Source organism: Mycoplasma sp. 332 (assembly GCF_052378275.1).
Lineage (GTDB): Bacteria > Bacillota_I > Bacilli_A > Mycoplasmatales > Metamycoplasmataceae > Metamycoplasma.
The window spans coordinates 590,190-609,256 of sequence record NZ_CP198998.1; the positions used below are offsets into that span (position 1 = coordinate 590,190).

The window sequence follows — 19,067 nt, forward strand, 5'->3', positions numbered from 1 at the left end:
TTTAATTATCAATTATGAAAAAAATATGAAAGCAAAAAATTAATTGCTGGAACAAAAATAGTTCTTGTAATTCATATATGTCTTACCGTTTGTTTTATGAGAGAATAGCTAATGTAAAAATATCATATAGTCAATTAACAAGAAGACTTACGCAAAGCGGATTTCTAAGTGCTTTTGCTCATAAAAATACAATAAAAAGACAAAAAACTTTTGTAAAAAAATATATACCTTATAAGCCAAATATTTTGCCTAAAGAAAAGATTGCAAAACCAACCATAATCTCAAAAAGAAAATTAGTAAATATGGGCGAATGTGTTGAACTTGATGGATCTATTCATTTTTATGTTGATCAAACCTTATGAACAATTGTTGCATGTATCGATGTTTCAACTTCAAAAGTTTTATCACTTTATTTTGACGAAAAAGCCGTAAATCAGTAAAAGGTTATCAAATTATTATTCAAGATATGATTAATAAATATGGGATACCAAAAGTAATGATTAGCGATAATAGAATGAATTTTCATAATAACCTTGAATCTAGCGCTATTTTGTATGATGCAGTCACAAAATTAGGTACTGAATTTATAACAACATCAGTATCTAATGAAAAACCACATATAGAAAGTTTTTGGAGAATTGCACATAATAGAATTCCGATATTTTTAAAAGATAGAAATATTAAAACAAACCAAGACGCTAATAAATATAGATGCGAAATTATTGCAATGCTTAATGATATAAAAACAAGAAAATCAATTACCGATTCTGAAAAAAATGAATTTAGAAAACCAAACAGCGCAACTCTTGAAGCTTATTTTGATTTGCCAATTAAAAGACAAATTTTTAATGGAATTGTAACATTTAAAAATAAAAAATATATTCCTAAAAATGAAAAAAATCAAAAAATAAAAGTCACATCAAAAAATGATGCAACTTTTATGATCGGTGCAGATCAACAATACTATTTTCACATAAACAATAAAAGATATAAAGCTTTTGAATTAAATGAAAATGACATTCAAATGTATGAGAAAATAGCATATAGTAAAAAGCTTCCTCTTGAAATATCGGTGGTTAAAAAAATTGTGAAACATCAAGAAGCCGGATATTACTACAATCAAATGTTATCTAAAAAAACAGAAATTTTAGAATCTTTTGTTAAAACTGGTCTTATTTCACAAAGAGAAATAGATTTAATGCGATCAATTAATGAAGATTTAGAAAAAATAAGAAGAGATATAAATAAAATTGTAATTTTATAATAAATTATTCTATTCCTAAAGTAGAGATATTTTTTTATTAGAAATTATGCAAAATGTATAATTAAACAAATTCAAAATATCGGTGGCTCATTTTTCACGCTAATTAATGATGTTTAAAATATTTTTTTAACATTTATTAAAAAATCCTTTATAATGATTATGTACAGAAATTTGATCACAATCTGATCTTGCTTAAGAATAGTATGTACTAAAATAAGGCTTTATGCCGAATTTACCGCCACTGGCGGTTTTTATTTTTCATTTATTGATTTTTATATTATTGATAATATAAATGCATAGATCAATTTATAAAATACAGTAAAGTTAAAGAAATATGATTAATATAGTTTTATACGAGCTTGAAATTAGTCTAAATACATTGAATATCATTAGAACATGTTATGCGACTAATGATAAATTACACATTATTAAGCCAATCACTTTGATTTGCATCCCGCATTGAATAAAAGGAATTGGAGGTAACCATTTTTTAAGTGAAATACCTCATAAAATTCACAATAGTTATGATGATTATAAAAAGAAACATGGTAATAAAAATATTTTTTATATTACAAGATACGGGCCTAAAATTATGGTGACATTAAATTAAAAGAATAGTTAAATACACATGGTGATATTTGATTTATGTTTGCAACAGAAATTTTGGAAATACAAAAAAATAGTAATCCATAATTTGACAGATTTTGAGAAAAAAGAAAAGGTATTTATATTGATATAACTAATGAAAAAATTAAAAATAAACCAAATCGCCATAAACACGATGTTAGCCGTTTTACAGTTTCCAAAATTAAAAAATCTATAAATTTTGACGTGACATTTAATGTCTCACACAAAAATGAAGGAAATAAATATAGACAATAGTTTGGTGCTGATCTAGTAGATTCTGAAATTGAAAAAATCAGAGATTTTAGTTCCTTTGTTTTTGATCCGCCTACAGATAGAACTAGAAATGTTACTATGGCAGTTTATTATAGAACAAAAGGTTCAATAATGTCTTTAAAAACTCTTTACAGACGCACTTTAAAAAAGGGGGTATGCAACAGAGCACTCGCACAAAGCAACTAGAAAAGAAGCTAAAAGAAACGCAAAAAATATTTTAAATAGCACGGTTTTAGAAACAATATTTTATTATGCAATAAATAGTAGATTAGAAAATCTTAAAACAATAGAAAAAAATGTAGTAATAAAAAATACCTGGAAAAATCTTTCTCCAGGTATGATCGTTGAAATCATTGCTGCGACAGACACAATGGGGTTGGGTGAAACTTTTCGTACTTACCACGCTATTGATCCTGCCACTGATAGGCTTTTAGCGGTCCATGTGTCTAAAGAGAAAACCGATATTGGTTATATGAATCTGCTCGAAAAACTTTTTAGAACACATGGAATTCCGCAGATTATAAAGACCGATAAGAGAACGACTTTTTGAAAAAAGAGTCTTCGTACACACCTATTACTGAGTATTTGCGATCTTTAGGCATTGAAGTTCAATCTTTGTTTTGCAATTTAGGTCTTTTGTTGAAAGGCCTTTTAAAACTGCTCAATTAAGTTATCCCATATGCTTTAAAATAAAGAATATAAAACATTGAACAGAAATTAGTAAAATTTAAGACCAATTAATAGATTACTTTAATTCTATATCTCCAAAATTAAAAAGAAATAGCAATAAAAACTGTTTTAGAAAAATAACTGAAGGCGATCCTGGTTGGTATGTTGATTATCATTTTAAAAACAAAACTCATTCAGGCGCAGACGAATATTATGCCCCAGTTGCTACTAACGGCAATAGAGTTATTTTTCAAAGAAAATAAAAGTTTTATTTTGTATGAACTCAAGTGGTGAATATTGTTTTAAAAACTCCAGAAAACCGTTACAAAGCAAGCAGTGATTTATCTAACTTTAGCTCACAAGAGATTTTTTAATAGGTAAAAATCTTGACGTTTAAGACGATTTGGCTTATAAATTGAGTTTGATAGTCGTAACGCATAAGTCAATCGTTTCGACATTTACAGACAAGTTTAATTACTTGATTAGAAATTTAGAAAAATTTAAATTAAATACATCGGATTTAAAACAAGAAACGAGTCACTTAAAAACAATGTTTAAAAACCCAATTAAACAAGTGGGTAATGACCTATATGAAAACTTTAAGTAGATTTTTAATTTTATTTTAATGTCCGCAAAGTGGGTTTGAAAAAATTGGTTCGCCAACCAATCCAAATATAAATAAAGCTTAAAAAAATGGATTCTAATTTTTAAAATAAGACCCGTAAGGTTAATTTAAAAATATATTACTATTTAATTTTTATTTTCGAAATATATAGATTTACAAAAAAATAATAGCAAAGTATGACACTTTGTTAATTTTCCTGATTCCTGTTTTAAATTTTTTAGGTCTTAAAAAACATATTTGATATCTTAAGTTTAAGAAACATTTTTAAACTATAAAAATGTTGCAATTTGATTAAGAATTAACAAGCTAAATAGTTATATTAATTATTAGAAGCCCAATTTAATGAATTTTTTAAATAATATTTAAAATTGCAATGTAATTTTTTTGCTTAGTATATAAGCAGAAAGAAGAATATGAAGAAAATAATCGATGTTACGGAAAGTGAATATTTATCACTTTTTTTAGGAAATTTAATTATTAAAAAAGAACAAGGTAAAATTACAATACCAACTAATGATATTGATAGTATTATTTTCGAAAATAATAAAACAACAATATCAATACCACTAATTAATAAATTTATAAAAGAAAAAGTTAACATAATTATATGCAACGAAAAACATCTGCCTCAGGCGCAAATTATTCCGTTTGATAATTATTATAATAACAAAGTATTTTTATCTCAATTAACTTGAGATGAGAATTACAAAGCCATAACCTGAAAAAATATTATTAAATTAAAGATTTCTAATCAACTTAATTTGTTAGTAAATTTTAATTTAGTTAATGATGAAGATTATCAAAAATTTAAAAATTATATTTTAGATGTCAAAATTGGTGATTTATCTAACCGCGAGGCTCATGCAGCTAAACTTTATTATAAAAATATTTTTGGAGCTGATTTTAAAAGAGAAAGAAATAACTTTGATGATGATATTAATGCGATGCTAAATTATGGGTATACGATTTTACTATCATTTTATAGTCGGGCAATTAATGGGCGTGGCTTTGATAATCGCATTGGCGTTTTTCACAAAAGCTTTAATAACCCTTATAGCTTAGCATGCGATCTAATGGAAATAGCTAGAGTGTTTATTGACTATGTTGTATATCAGTATTTAATCAAGAAAGCTAATTATCAAGAAGTGAATTGAAAAATTTTTAAGCAAATGCTATATGAATTTTTTGATGAGCACATTAATGTCAACAATAAGCATATAAGAATTCGCGATTATATTGATTATTCAGTTAAAAAAATATTAGAAAATTGTTCATTAGAAGAGTTAATCATTGATTGAAATTCAAAGTAGATTTATGCGAATAATTGTTATGTATGATATTTCGATGGACGATGATAATATCGCTTATTATAATAAATTTAGAAATGAACTAATTAAATTAGGTTATAGCATGATTCAATATTCAATCTATGTTAAATGTATATCAGCTCACACTCAATATCCTTATGAAAAGGATAAACTAATAAAAATCGTTCCAAAAAAATCAAATGTGAGAATTTTATTAGTAACAGAAAGTCAATATCAAAATATTGAAATCATTAATGGCGAAAAATCACTAAATGAATATTACTTGGATAAAAAAATATATTTAGAGGTATAAATTATGTTAGAAATAGTAAAATTTAGTCATCTTTTAGATTATGACTATCAAGGAATTAGAGTTATTGAAAGCAGTAACTCTTTAGCTTTTTTAGCTATGTTAATTAATCATGAAAATCAAAATAATCAACCAAGTCTTTTAATTAATAATAAAGGCTATTTTGTTAATGAAAGTATTATTATTAATCCATTATCAAAAGTTATTGATATCCTTAACTTTAGCAGCAAAAATAGTTTATATAAAATGTTTATAAAAGACAGTAGAATTGATCAAGAAAATTTAATCAAAAATGATTTATTATCTGAAGTATTAAATTTTTATACAAATTTAGTTGCTGAAGATTTTATTTATCTTAATTTAGATAAATCAAAGTTAGTTAAATTTTTATTCCAACTAAATGATCAGAAATTGATTAATAAAGATATTTTATTTAAGTTTTTTGATTTAACAAATCAATTAGATAAGCAACTTGTAATTATCACTAATTTTGATAATATCAATATTAGCGAGTTGGTTACTTTTACTAATAAATTTAACTTTATTATATTAACTAACAATATTTGAGATATTTGTAATAGCTTTGAAGAGTTGGAAGTTTGTTCAATTTTTGATAATAAAACATTTATCAATATTGATAATGTATCTTTAATTAAAGAAATACTTATGCAAAAGTTCAATGTTGATGACATTGAAAAAATCAAAGAAAGTAAAACATTGCAAAATGCTATAAAATCAATCATTTTAGATTAATTTTTAATCGAATTTAAACGTTTATATACAAAAATGACATTTTAGTACTATACTATTCTTAAGCAAGGTTAGACATAATGAAAAAGAATGCTTATCAGAAGAGGATTTTAGTACTATACTATTCTTAAGCAAGGTTAGACTGAAATAAATATTACAATAAAGATACAGGGATTTTAGTACTATACTATTCTTAAGCAAGGTTAGACACTAACAAAGAAGTTGATTATTTAACATTTATTTTAGTACTATACTATTCTTAAGCAAGGTTAGACTATATGAGATATGGTAAAAGATATCCGTATATTTTAGTACTATACTATTCTTAAGCAAGGTTAGACTGATACAAAGTTATATATTAATGCTAATAAATTTTAGTACTATACTATTCTTAAGCAAGGTTAGACATTATATTTTATAATTGTATTATATAAATAATTTTAGTACTATACTATTCTTAAGCAAGGTTAGACTTGGCTTATTAAATGTAGAAAAGGTTGAAAATTTTAGTACTATACTATTCTTAAGCAAGGTTAGACATTAAGAAAGGTTTATAAAAAATGACGTTGATTTTAGTACTATACTATTCTTAAGCAAGGTTAGACATTTAAATGTTATTTATGCTATGCACGGTAATTTTAGTACTATACTATTCTTAAGCAAGGTTAGACTTAAATGACTAATAAACAAATCAAGCGTATATTTTAGTACTATACTATTCTTAAGCAAGGTTAGACAAAAAAGATTATTAAGATTAAAGTCCGCACATTTTAGTACTATACTATTCTTAAGCAAGGTTAGACTTTTGATTTTAAATTAATACAAGATTATTAATTTTAGTACTATACTATTCTTAAGCAAGGTTAGACTTTAAACCTGAGGGATTATTTGGACTTTGTGATTTTAGTACTATACTATTCTTAAGCAAGGTTAGACTTAGATGTGTAAATAATAATATGAAACGAGATTTTAGTACTATACTATTCTTAAGCAAGGTTAGACTTTACTATGAGTACTTATCTAGAGGAATTAATTTTAGTACTATACTATTCTTAAGCAAGGTTAGACTCAAAGAGTAATACAAGGAGCTTTATAATGATTTTAGTACTATACTATTCTTAAGCAAGGTTAGTTAACTTTTTTAAACTTAAAATTAAAAACAAAAAAACATAATTTACAATATTTGGCAGTTGTTGTAAATTTTGTTTTTTTGTTTTTTATTCTTAAATAATTTTATTATTTAGTTTTATAGCTTTCTTTAAAAATTTATTTATAACAATATTCAGCACATTTTCACTATTTGTTTTTTTGTTTATTAAATTAAAACTTAACCCTTGATACATATAGTTGTAGGAATTTAAATAATAAACATTGTCGTCTTCGATGTATTTAAATAACATGCCTTTATAAAATACATCAATAATTTTGTTATTTACAGGAATATTTCAATATTTTTTAATCTTATTTAGATTTTCAAGATTGTAATTATCCTCATTTGATAAATCAACTTTTTTATCATTACTAAATGTATAGATCTTTGCATTAACTGGTATATATGTGTAATTATTTTTGTTATCTTTATAAATTAGTAACGCTATTCAACTTAAGGATTCTTTAAATGATTTATTGCTATTTTTATCAAAACAAACAGTGTTTTTATGTTTCTTTTTATCTTTTATTTTTAATTTTTTAACCATTTTGACTTTATTATTTTCAACAAGTAATAAAATTTGGTTATTTTTACAGAAATCTTTATACTCTTCTGAAATTAATTCACTATATGTTTTTTGTAAATCATTCATATAGACTTCAAAAGGACTTTTTTCACCTTTATATTCTAGATAAATATTTTTAAGTTTATTAAACTCTTGAGGGTGACTTCTGAACATTAATACATTATCGTGTTTATCTTCTTTTTCGAAGTAATCTTTCATATCATAGACACTTTTACGTTCAACTTTATAAATTATATTTTCATCATCTGGATCTTTGATAGAAGAGTATAAAGTTGCATTAAATAGTTCGATATTATGATCTTTCGTTAATTTTCTTGTAAATCTTACTTTAGATTTAATTTCTTGTTGTCTATTTTCGCCTATCGATTTTTTTACTTTATCTGTTATATCCTCGGTATTGACAGTTAAATCAGAACGCTTACAAATAAATTCACCAGTTTCTTTATCAATAATGTTGTTGTCTTTGTCAATGTAGTAATTTTCCAAAATTGCTCATTTATTATGGTTCATTTTCATATTGTTTGCTGCAATTGCCAATATTGAAGCATCAATAGCATGGTGATCAAATTCATCACGGTTCTTTTTATCCAATTGCGCTAATTTTCTAATTATGCTTGTAAATTTACCTCTAATAGGTTTTATTGTAAATTGATTGTCATGATTTTTAGCATAGTTTGCTAAAATACTTAAAAATTCTTTACATGCATAACGCGTGTCGTTTAAATTTCTAGAAGCAAATTCTATTTCATCGCTTTGAGAAAGTGTGTCATGCAATAAATTGTTGTACTTTGCAATTAATTCATCGTATGTTTTAAATCAAGGTAAATCTTTGATTTTATCTTTTTTAGAAGTATATTTATCGGCTTTTGATCTTCAATGTGCATATAACCATTTTTTTAGCTCTTCAAATTTTTCGGTTGATAAAAAGTCTTTAGGAACCTTATTTTCCTTTTGCTCATTTGACTCTTTTAGTACCAAAACCTTGTTTCTGATTGAATCGTCAAAACTTTTGCTTTGAGGAAGAATATGATCAATATGTGTATATCCTGGATTTTTATAAACTTTTCTTAAATCAATATCTTGAAGAGAATATAAATCAATTCCGTCCTGTTGTAATCATAGCAATAACTTTAATTTTGTATGATCTGAGCAATTTGAAATACTGAATGAATTATCCATAGTTCTTTCTTTTACTGCCACTTCAATTAGATCATTAACTTTTTTATTGTGTTTATTTTGAGCACTGATTTTTTTAGCTTCTTCTTCACCGTTTTTATCCCTTGGCATTTCTAGGCCAACTTTTGTGATTAAATATTTTTTTCCAAATTCTTTGATAATTTGGTTAAATACCTTAACGCTTTCTCTAATTGAACTTTTAACTGCTGGAGAAACAATTAAATCGTCTAAGAAATTTGCTTGTAAATATTTGCCAGTTTGTTCTTTTGAAATTAGTTTAATTTCATTTTCTTTATTATATTCACTAACTGCTTTATATAAATCACTTTCTTTATTTCATTTTAATGACTCTAGATTGGTAATTTCATCAAACAATGCCTGCAACGTATGTTCAAAAACACGGTATGAAAGTGAATGTGTTTTATTTCCTTTTAATTTAGAACTTTGAGCAATATCTTTTATCGTGTTCTGAATATCACTGTCATTTAATAAATATTTATTGAATACTTTAATACATTCTTTATCGTTTAACTTGTTGATACGGTCATCAATGCTTCTATTATAAAATATTGGTTGATATAGCTTATCTAAGTCTCTTATTACATTGAATAAATTTTCACTGTTAAACATTGAAGCAATACAATTATTTTTTACAAAGATATTTAAAATTTCATTTGTTATATTTAGATTTCTATAATCGATATCTTCATTGGTAAAACTATTTGTAGTTAAATCATTATTAATTTTTTTCATTTCTTTAATAATTGATTTTTTATCTATGTTTTTAACTTTTTTATCGTTTTTAAATGAATTAAATCAATTTAAAATTAGATCTTTTTTAACTTGATTGTCTAGATTTATTTTATTTTGTGAATTTTCGTCAATATAAAAAGTTGTATTGTTTAAATTGTGTAATAAATTAAACATTTCTGCACTTGGCGTATTAATAGGCGCTCTATTGTCTTTTTTAAACACGCTACATTTTCCAGTGGTTTTTTCTCATATTACAGTATATTTTTGAATAACTTCACCATTTTCATCTCTTTGAAAAATTCCGTATTCACTCGGACTTTTTATATTGCCAGGCCCTTGTTCAAATGAACGTATATATTTAAATAAATTTAGATAATTATCACTAAATTCTTTAAATAATTTTTGATCATATTTTTTAGACTGAACTTCGAAAAGTTTTTCAAGTTCGGCAACTCATCTTTTATTAGTAAATAAATTACCTGTATTTGCTTCAATGTTTTTGACAAATCCGAATCTATCAAAGTATTTTTTTTCAATTTCGCTTGGATATTTTGAATCGTCTTTAAATTCGGCAAATGAACTGTTATTCTTATCGCCGCCTTTCTTATCTTTGGTTTCTTCTTCTATTTCATAAAATACACCACGATTTTTTAAATAATCGTGTAATATTCAGATTAATTCTTCTGATAAAATTTCTTTTGATAATGCTTTATATTTTAAATCTATAATATGTGGGTGTTTTTGTGAAGATTTTAAATAAATATTTAAAACATCTTCGACAGATTTTAAATCTAAATTAAACATTTTGCTATATTTAATAACTAATTTTGCATAAGCATTTTTCTTTAAAGCTTTTCTTCTTATGCTTCTTCTAAGAGATCTGTGTGCTCTTCTATCTTCAGCTAAATTAGGTTCATCAAACAATCTAGAACCTAGCGCAATAACTTCGTTAGTTTCATTATTAACAAGTGACCAGCCTACTGAACCAATCCCTAAATCTAGGCCTAATGAAACCTCAATTTTTTTATTATCTTGCATGAATTCTCCATTCTAAAAAACATATTTATTATAAATTACAAATATAAATATTTATTTTTATCATTAAAATTTAGCGAAAATTTGAAGATTTTATTATTGCTAATATTGCAATTTTAATACACTAAACTTTTATCTTAAATTTTCGAACCAAATGAGATTACACAAAATTTATAAAATAACTTTTTTTAACATTTACGTTAAATTGCAGCAAAATAAAAAAATTGTAATTTCATAAAAAAACTAATTTTATAATATAATTTTTCACCACAAAAAATTTATTTTTTTTCATACTTGTTAATTTTTTTAAAAAAACTCTTCTAATAAGTGTTTTTTTATTGCTCCTTGAGTTTTTAATATAATTTCGTTTGTAAATTTAAATACTTTATATTAAAGAAAATCCACACAAAAAGGAAAACAAATGAAAAAATCAATCAGAAAGTTCTTACTACCTTCAGTTATAACTAGTGCTTCTATACTTCCGATGGCTATAGGTCTAATTTCTTCACAATGTACAACAGATTCCAATGTCGAAGCAATAAAAACCCAGGGCTATGCTGATGCTATGCAAAAACTAGCTAACAAATCAATCACTGTTGCCGGGGCATGATCAGACGCTCGTTTTTATGCTAAAGACCATGCTAATGATCTAGCAGTTATTGGGGCCACATCGCACATTTCAAATGATGGTGTTCAGGCGAGATCTGACTTAAAGCTTGGCGATATTAAGGCTCTTCAACAACTTTTAATTGCTGCAATAAAAGAATCAAACAAACAAGTAAAAGATAATAAAGATTCTAACAAAGAAAGCAATCTAACTTACTTAGATAAAAATAACAAGATCCAAAGTATATTCAAAATATACAACCATGATGGCTATGCTCCAGTTGGATTTGATGCAAATATCGTTTACAACATAAATGGAGATTCAAAAAAAGCCTATGAAGTTATTCCTAAGGGCGATAGTGAATATATTTCCTTTGATGAAAAAACAAATAAATTCACAACTGTTGATGAAAAGAAAAACCTTAAAATTCAATTCATTCCTTCTTCTGATGCCGCATTAGTACAAAAAGCAACAGAGAAACTACAATTATGAATAAAGGAAAAAGGAATCAAAAATATTGAAATTAGTGTTTCAAGTGATTACAATAGTGCTGCAACAGCTTTGAAAGCTAAATCGATCGATGTCGCCTTTCTACCCGTCGATACATGAGCTAAGCTATCCGGAGATTCTAGCTTTATTATTCAAGCTGGTAGAAATGTCCAAATTATTGACCCATATATAAGCAAGCAGAATCCATCAACACCTAAATTTAATGATGAAAAACTACTAGTTGAAGCATTTAATAACTACAAAATATTCAATAAAAATAATCTTTATATCAACAAGGAACCATCTAAAAATCCAAATTCAACTACAAACGGATACAACGATGAATTAAAAACACATATTGATTCGTTGGCAACAGGAGAAGAACTTCCAACCGTTGGCTTCTATCGTTCATATATTTATGTTCGCAAAGATTCTGAAATTTACAAAATTGTTATTAAAGCCCTAAAAGAACAAGGTTCTAATTGAAAACTAAAATGATCAGAAGTAAGGGATTATGTAATTTATGGTTATACTTCAACAACATCAGCCGCCTCATATATATACCCTGAACAATGATTTAAAAAACATTTTGAAGGCTTTAAATCTTTCTTAGAATAATACAAAAACTTAATTTAATATAAAACTTAATTATGAATAAAAATTTAAAAATGAAAAGTATTAGCAACATACAACAAAATACTAATAATAATTGAAATATAAACTGAGATAATGTATCAAAAACATATCCTAATGGAACTAAGGGCTTAATTGATGTAAATCTTTCAATTAATCAAGGCGAGTTTGTTGCAATTATTGGTCTATCGGGAGCCGGAAAAACCACGCTAATTAAAACAGTAAACAAAATAAATACCATTACCTCAGGAAAATTAACGGTTGGACCTTACAATGTTAATGAATTAAAAGGAAAAAAATTAAGACAATTTAGAACAAAAATTGGAATTATCTTTCAAAATTATAATCTAGTTGAAAACATCACTGTACTACAAAATGTTCTCTCGGCAAGATTACCACAAATGAATTTATTTAGAGCGTTTTTTGGAATTTATAGTAAAAGCGATATTGAACTAGCATATCAATGTTTAGCAAAAGTTAATATTCTAGAAAATGCTTATGATTTAGCAAAAGATTTATCAGGCGGTCAGATGCAGCGTGTGGCCTTAGCACGTACTCTAGCCCAAAAACCAAAAATTATTCTTGCAGATGAACCTGTAGGGGCACTTGATCCGATTATGGCTAAAAGTGTTATGGATGGTTTTTTAATAGCTAACAAATCTGAAAAAATTACCATAATTGCAAATCTCCATCATGTTGATCTAGCCCTACAATATGCAGATCGAATAATAGGCGTAAAAAAAGGCAAAATTATTTTTAATGATAGTTGAGATAAAGTTAATTTAGAACAATTAAAAGAAATATATGGAAAAAAATTGGAACAATTTGATGAAGAACAATTCAATGAAAACCGTAGAAAAAGACTAATTATTCAAAATGAAATTAAAGAAAAAATTAAAAAATTGGAAATCTAGAAATGGATAAACAGCAAAGCAAATCTAGCGGTCCTATTGAATATAAAAGCAAACTAAAATTATTTAGTGAATCAGTAACAAATTACTTTAATCCTAAATTCGTTGACATCAATGGCCAAAAGGTAACTAAAAAGTTCCCATGGTTCAAAATCTTGGGTGGTGCATTAATCTTTATTTTGGTTGTAATAATAATCGCTGCTATTAAACCTGATTTTCAAAACTGAAAAGCTTTTTGAAATCATATTTCACACTTTTTTGAGACTAATAAAAAAGCGCAAATCGGAGCTGCAGAGTTCACGCCTTATGCAACCTTCTTGCGCAGCTTATCCTATTTATGAACCACTATTTCATACTCAATATTAGGCACTATACTTGGTATTTTTATATCAGTACCGCTAGCATTATTAAGCTCTAAAAATATTATTAAAGATAAATTAATTTATCTTCCCTTTAGAATAATAATGTCGATAATTAGAGCAGTCCCCCCAGTTGTATTCGCATTTATCTTTTTCTTCTTATTTTCAAAATCATTAGCGGCAATGTTTTCAATTGCTATATTTGTTAGCTCATTAATGACAAAATGATTATATGAAGACTTAGACACCTATGACACAAGCGCATTTCAGGGAGCGCAAGCAATTGGTAATAATAAAACTCTTGCCTTTAAAAGTGCAATTTTACCTTATTTAATAAAGAGAATTGTATCATATGGATTCTACTCATTCGAAATGGTTGTTAGATTTGCAGCTATTTTATCAATTGTTGGAATATCAACAATTGGACAACTTCTTTCTGATCAATACGCCATAACAGATAACCTATCGCATATGTCAATTGTTTTATGAGTGTTAATTGCCTTGATGATAGTAATCGAAGCATTAAACTATATGATTAAAAAATTCATTTTAGAATATTCTCAAAAGCACCCTCAAATTGATGAAAAACTTCCATTTGCAAAACAATTAGAACAGCTTAAAAAGCAAAAGTCAAAAATATATATATTCAAGATTTTTGTCATTATTCTTGTGTTTGCGCTTATCCTTGCTTCGCTAACACAAATTGAATGAAAAATTGGAAATAGTATAAAAATTAGCCAATTCAAAGATGGAATTAATAAGCTTTTCAATCCGGATTGATCGTTGTTTGGTGGTAATTGAAAAACATCAAAAACAAGTGTTATACCATTAGGGGCTTCGGCTCTACTAGTGGCAATAGCTTCCTCAGTCATTGGTTTGTTTTTTGCAGTAATATTAGGAATTCTTGCCGCAAAAAATATTAATAAGTATTTTTCTTACCCATTTAAATTGATTATTATTGTTATTCGTGCTATACCAGCGTTCACTTTTGCCATTCTTTTTATAATCTTGTCAAAAGACTCAAAACTATTCGCCGGGGTCTTGGCACTGGGGATACATTCAATTGGTATGCTTGGAAAACTAATTATGGAGTCAGTTGAAAAAATTCCACACAAGGTGTTTCAATCCTTAGACTCACTAGGCGCAACATGATTTCAAAAAGTCAAATTTATTGTTATTAAATCAATATTACCGCAATCTCTGTCTAACTTCTTATATAGAGTTGAAATTAACTTCAAAAGTACAGTAGTAATTGGCGCCGTAGGAGCTAGTGATTTTGGTTTCCAAATCAGTACATACTCATCCAAAACTGAAGACTGAGACAAGCTTTCATCATACCTAATTTTTACCATTATTGTATTATTGACAATTGAACAAATTTCAAATATCATTCGCTCAAAACTAACAACTGGATACTTCTTTGGCCAAGATGTTTGGTTTAAAAAACTGATTAAGCAAAATATGATTATTAAGTCGCTTGCCATTGCTCTTGTGAACAATGAGGAATTCAAAAATGAAACAAGATATGCAAAATATATGATTGCAAAACACAAGAAGGATCAATTATTTATATACAATTATTGATTAAAAAATGATTTAATTCCAGATGAAAAAAATTATAAAAGGCTAATGACAAATAAAATAGATTATTTAAATCAATATAAAAAAATATTAGTTAAAATTAAAAATGATGTTAAAAATGTTTATAAAACAACATATATGCGAACAATTCAAAATCTAGCAAATATGAAAAACTGATTCAAGAAATCTAAAATAGCTAAAAAATCCGCCAAAATTGCGGTTGATCATTATTTTGACAATTATTCATTAACGGTGGCCTAAATTATGGAAAATATGAAACAAAAATTTATTAAATTTTGAGAATATCTAGAAAACGCAAATAATATAACATTATGTACCCATGTTGAACCAGATGGTGATACCCTAGGATCTGCAGTCGCTCTCAAGCATCTTATAAAAATAAACCTAAAAAATAAGAATGTAAGAATTTCTGGCGGTGATTATCCAAGAAACCTATTGTTCTTGGAGGATGAAAAAATTTCATTAGTTGATAATGACTTTTTTAATAACTCACTAAAGGTGGTTGTTGATACATCTACAAAGAATAGAATCTTTGATCAAAGAGTCAAAACCGAAGAATCAATTAAAATTGACCACCATCCTTTGGAAGGCAAATGATTATTTGAAATTGGCGGTGATTTTTGACCCGCAACCGGACAGGTAATGACTAAACTTGTTATGGAACTAAATTTAAAAACAGACAAAAAAGTTCTCGAAGGCCTTGCTGTGGCAATCATTACTGATACTGAATTTTTCAAAGAGAGAAATGTTACCCAAGAAACTTTTAAATGTATGGAATTTTTATTAAAGGAAGGTCTAGATTATAATCTTTTACTTAAAAAAATGCAACTTAATGCGGAAGAAAACAGATTCATTTTTAATGCAATAAACAATTCCCAAAAAGAAGGAATAGTTACATATATGATTGTTGATCAAATTGTTTCAAATGATATCGCAAGACCTCTTGTTGCTAAATTTGCAGAAGTATCTAACACCGAAGTTTCACTAGCATTATTAAAACGAAAACAGGGTGATTATCGCTGTGAAATTAGATCAAAAACTACTTATGATGTATCAAAAGTTGCAAACTATTTTCAAGGCGGTGGGCACTTAAACTCATCTGGATTTATTCAACAGGATTTAAATAAATTGCAAGAAATAGTTAACTTTATAAACAAACATTATTTAATATAAAAAATAAGAGTTAGGGGGCGCATTAAACCTCTAACTTTTTAAAATATTAAAATATAATTTTAAGTACTAATATTTTATCTAAAAGGAAATTGTTATGTTTGAACCAATTGAACCATATAAAACTGGTTTTTTAAAAGTAAGCGATATTCACTCTATATATTATGAAGAAGTAGGTAACCCAAATGGTCAACCAATTTTATTTATACATGGTGGTCCAGGAGGGGGAATTTCTGAATCGAATCGCCAATATTTTGACCCAAATCATTACCGAATTATTTTATTCGATCAAAGAGGTTGCGGCAAATCTATGCCATCTGCCGAAATAAAAGAAAATACTACACTAAACTTAATTAGCGATATTGAAGAGTTGCGCAAAAACTTAAATATTGATAAATGGATACTTTTTGGTGGTTCATGAGGATCCTGTTTGTCACTTATTTATGCCATTAATTACCCTCAAAATGTATTGGGTATGATTTTGCGAGGTGTATTCTTAGGGCGCCAGGAAGACGATTATTACCTTTATCAGCAAGGTGCTTCTTTCTATTTTCCTGAAGCATATGAAGAATTTTCCAACTTTATTCCAATTGAAGAAAGACATAATTTAATCAAGGCATACCACAAGTATCTAAATAGCCCAAATATTGAATTAGCATACAATGCAGCATACCATTGAGCTAAATGAGAACTCGGGCTTATAACGATGAACCCGCTAACAGAAATAGAAGAAATTTTATCAAATAAGAAAAGCAATTTAGAATTAGCTAGACTTGAAAATCATTATTTTATTAATCATATTTTTTTAGAAGATAACTATATATTAAAAAATATTGACAAAATCCGAAATATTCCAACAATAATTATTCATGGTAGATTTGATATGGATTGCAGACCAGAAGGCGCTTACCTTTTACATAAAAATCTAAACAAATCAAAGTTAAATTTTGTTATTGCAGGTCATTCCTCAAAAGAAGAAAAGATTGCCGAAGCACTAGTTAATGCTACAGAAGAATTTAAAAATTTGCAATAAATAATTCATAGACTTTGAAGGCAAAAAACATTCAGAAAATACACCTGAATGTTTTTTTTACAAAATCTCATTTAAGTTTTTCATCTAGATTAGATTCAAAAAAATATTTTAAATAAATTGAATCAAAATTTTTTAAGCTTTTGAAGCTAAAATAAAAAAGATAATAAAACCTACAAGTATTAATATTAGCAAGATCAAGCCGACAATTATTAACAAAATAAAGTGTTTATATTCAAACATAAACAATAATGCTTTGCTTCAATGTCTATATTATTGAAATTCAGAAATAGTACGATTTCATTGTTAATTTCACTAAGAGCATTATCATAAAATATTAATAATATAATAATTGTAGGTCTATAGATGCTAGATTATAATAAAAATAATTGACGCAAAACCTGGACCAACATTAGCTATATTGCAACAAATGTATATATCGACATTGCAACAACAATAAAAGTAAAAACAATGCCAGTGCTAGATCAAATGAAACAAAATGACCTTGTTTAGACTTTTTTGTTTCGCACAAATGTTGCTTCATCAAAATAGCCAGTCACTCATAAATAAATCCTTTAAATTTCAAATCTATAACCTATTATATTTTTTGAATATTTAGCTTAATAAACTAAATTATGATTTATAAAAAATGTGATCTTTATTTCAGTATCTTCTTACCTTCTAAGCGCCTGAAGTGCCTATGATTACCCTGATAAACAATAATAATGAAAAAATAATACCTAGAGGTATTAATAACTTGCTGCATCCAATTTAGAATTAACTTTTTTCCTCAATTGCGCTTTAATTTAAAATTAAAAATATACTAGTTTTTTTTAGCAAATCACTTCTTTAAGACATACAAATAAGTTCGCTTAATACGTGATTTTGTATATCTTTTTGATGTACAAGAATCAATAAATTCATCGTAGGATAAAGCATCAATGTTTTTCTTAAATAAATTTTCCATTCCTTCACTAACAAGTTTAATTTTGGCGATTCTTTGTGGTGACCAATGTCTTATTATTCTTCGGAATTTTTTATATGTATCTTCAATCCTCTTAACTCTTTTAATTTTTAGTGGAGAAAAATTTGAAATATCCTCATTATTTTTTATCATTTCTCTTAATTTTGTTCCTGATGCATAAATTGAACTTGTTTCCCCAGAATGATGTGAAATTGACCTTTTTATACAATCAAGTTTAATATGAGGTTTATTTTTTAATATGTATTTAGTGTATTCAAAGCCCAAAATATCCTGCGGAATTTCTTCTTCTTTTAAGAATAGTTTTAACGATTCATAACAGGATAAAATAAAGGATTTTCCTTGTTTTAAAAGCAACTTAACATTTTTGTTATATAAATCCTCATTTTCATCCAATAACCTTGCAGCACTTATATATTTTTTTATTTCATCGCTATCGGATGTTCCAAAAAAAAGAATATCAATTTTTTGCTTATCTAACATATCAATTGAGCCTTTTGCAAAAAAGTGTGCTGCCTGTGTTGAAGTTTCAAAATCTAGCTTAACAACCTTATCAACACCATATTTCATACATATTTTTTTCCTTTTTGCAAAAGGAGCGCAAGCAATCTCACCACGTTGGGTAAAATTAGAGGACAAGGCAACAATAATTTTCGAATTTGGATATCTTTCTTTAATTTTATTAATTAAGTATATATGACCATTATGAAATGGATTATATTCTGCAATAATGCCAATTTTTAACATAAATTTATTCTT

The 19,067-nt window shown here is 26.5% G+C and carries 13 protein-coding genes and 1 CRISPR repeat array; of the genes, 11 read left to right on the forward strand and 2 right to left on the reverse strand.

Annotated features, from left to right (window positions below; genetic code table 4):
- Positions 1-14 precede the first annotated feature (14 nt).
- The 5 genes from ACT1UH_RS02490 (at position 15) to ACT1UH_RS02510 (ending at position 5,828) form a co-directional block, all read left to right on the forward strand.
- Entirely contained in the window at positions 15-440 is a 426-nt protein-coding gene (locus ACT1UH_RS02490) for a hypothetical protein (protein WP_444704850.1), read from the forward strand.
- Positions 441-466: 26 nt separating this feature from the next.
- Positions 467-1,264 (forward strand): hypothetical protein, encoded by a 798-nt coding sequence (locus ACT1UH_RS02495; protein WP_444704851.1) that lies wholly within the window; start codon positions 467-469, stop codon positions 1,262-1,264.
- A gap of 2,607 nt (positions 1,265-3,871) precedes the next feature.
- Positions 3,872-4,768, forward strand: a complete 897-nt coding sequence (gene cas1, locus ACT1UH_RS02500) for a type II CRISPR-associated endonuclease Cas1 (protein WP_438340429.1) — start codon at positions 3,872-3,874, stop codon at positions 4,766-4,768.
- 4 nt (positions 4,769-4,772) lie between these two features.
- Entirely contained in the window at positions 4,773-5,078 is a 306-nt protein-coding gene (gene cas2, locus ACT1UH_RS02505; protein ID WP_438340428.1) for a CRISPR-associated endonuclease Cas2, read from the forward strand.
- Positions 5,079-5,081: 3 nt separating this feature from the next.
- Positions 5,082-5,828 carry a hypothetical protein gene (locus tag ACT1UH_RS02510; protein WP_444704852.1) on the forward strand — a complete coding sequence of 249 codons (747 nt, stop codon included), beginning with the start codon at positions 5,082-5,084 and terminating at the stop codon, positions 5,826-5,828.
- 38 nt (positions 5,829-5,866) lie between these two features.
- Positions 5,867-6,959: a CRISPR direct-repeat array (repeat unit 36 nt; unit sequence ATTTTAGTACTATACTATTCTTAAGCAAGGTTAGAC).
- Positions 6,960-7,048: 89 nt separating this feature from the next.
- On the opposite strand, the gene cas9 is transcribed toward ACT1UH_RS02510, so the two are convergent.
- On the reverse strand, positions 7,049-10,528 hold the full coding sequence (gene cas9, locus ACT1UH_RS02515) for a type II CRISPR RNA-guided endonuclease Cas9 (RefSeq protein ID WP_444704853.1): 3,480 nt from the start codon (positions 10,526-10,528) through the stop codon (positions 7,049-7,051).
- Positions 10,529-10,946: 418 nt separating this feature from the next.
- Here cas9 and ACT1UH_RS02520 point away from each other — a divergent pair, with 418 nt between their 5' ends.
- The 6 genes from ACT1UH_RS02520 to ACT1UH_RS02545 all read left to right on the forward strand — a co-directional run bounded on the left by ACT1UH_RS02520 (position 10,947) and on the right by ACT1UH_RS02545 (position 17,839).
- Positions 10,947-12,239: a hypothetical protein gene (locus tag ACT1UH_RS02520; RefSeq protein ID WP_444704854.1), complete on the forward strand. Its 1,293-nt coding sequence runs from the start codon at positions 10,947-10,949 to the stop codon at positions 12,237-12,239.
- Positions 12,240-12,289: 50 nt separating this feature from the next.
- The gene (gene phnC / locus ACT1UH_RS02525) at positions 12,290-13,168 is read left to right on the forward strand and encodes a phosphonate ABC transporter ATP-binding protein (protein WP_444704855.1); all 879 of its coding nucleotides are present in this window, start codon (positions 12,290-12,292) and stop codon (positions 13,166-13,168) included.
- Positions 13,169-13,170: 2 nt separating this feature from the next.
- Entirely contained in the window at positions 13,171-15,366 is a 2,196-nt protein-coding gene (locus tag ACT1UH_RS02530; RefSeq protein WP_444704856.1) for a PhnE/PtxC family ABC transporter permease, read from the forward strand.
- A 3-nt stretch (positions 15,367-15,369) separates the two neighbouring features.
- Positions 15,370-16,299: a DHH family phosphoesterase gene (locus ACT1UH_RS02535; protein ID WP_444704857.1), complete on the forward strand. Its 930-nt coding sequence runs from the start codon at positions 15,370-15,372 to the stop codon at positions 16,297-16,299.
- A 94-nt stretch (positions 16,300-16,393) separates the two neighbouring features.
- Positions 16,394-17,329, forward strand: coding sequence for a prolyl aminopeptidase (gene pip / locus ACT1UH_RS02540; protein WP_444704858.1), 936 nt, complete (start codon positions 16,394-16,396; stop codon positions 17,327-17,329).
- Between the two features lie 363 nt (positions 17,330-17,692).
- Complete coding sequence (locus ACT1UH_RS02545; RefSeq protein WP_444704859.1) at positions 17,693-17,839, forward strand: hypothetical protein; 147 nt, start codon at positions 17,693-17,695, stop codon at positions 17,837-17,839.
- Between the two features lie 310 nt (positions 17,840-18,149).
- On the opposite strand, the gene ACT1UH_RS02550 is transcribed toward ACT1UH_RS02545, so the two are convergent.
- Positions 18,150-19,055, reverse strand: coding sequence for a nucleotidyltransferase (locus ACT1UH_RS02550; protein WP_444704860.1), 906 nt, complete (start codon positions 19,053-19,055; stop codon positions 18,150-18,152).
- Positions 19,056-19,067: the final 12 nt, after the last annotated feature.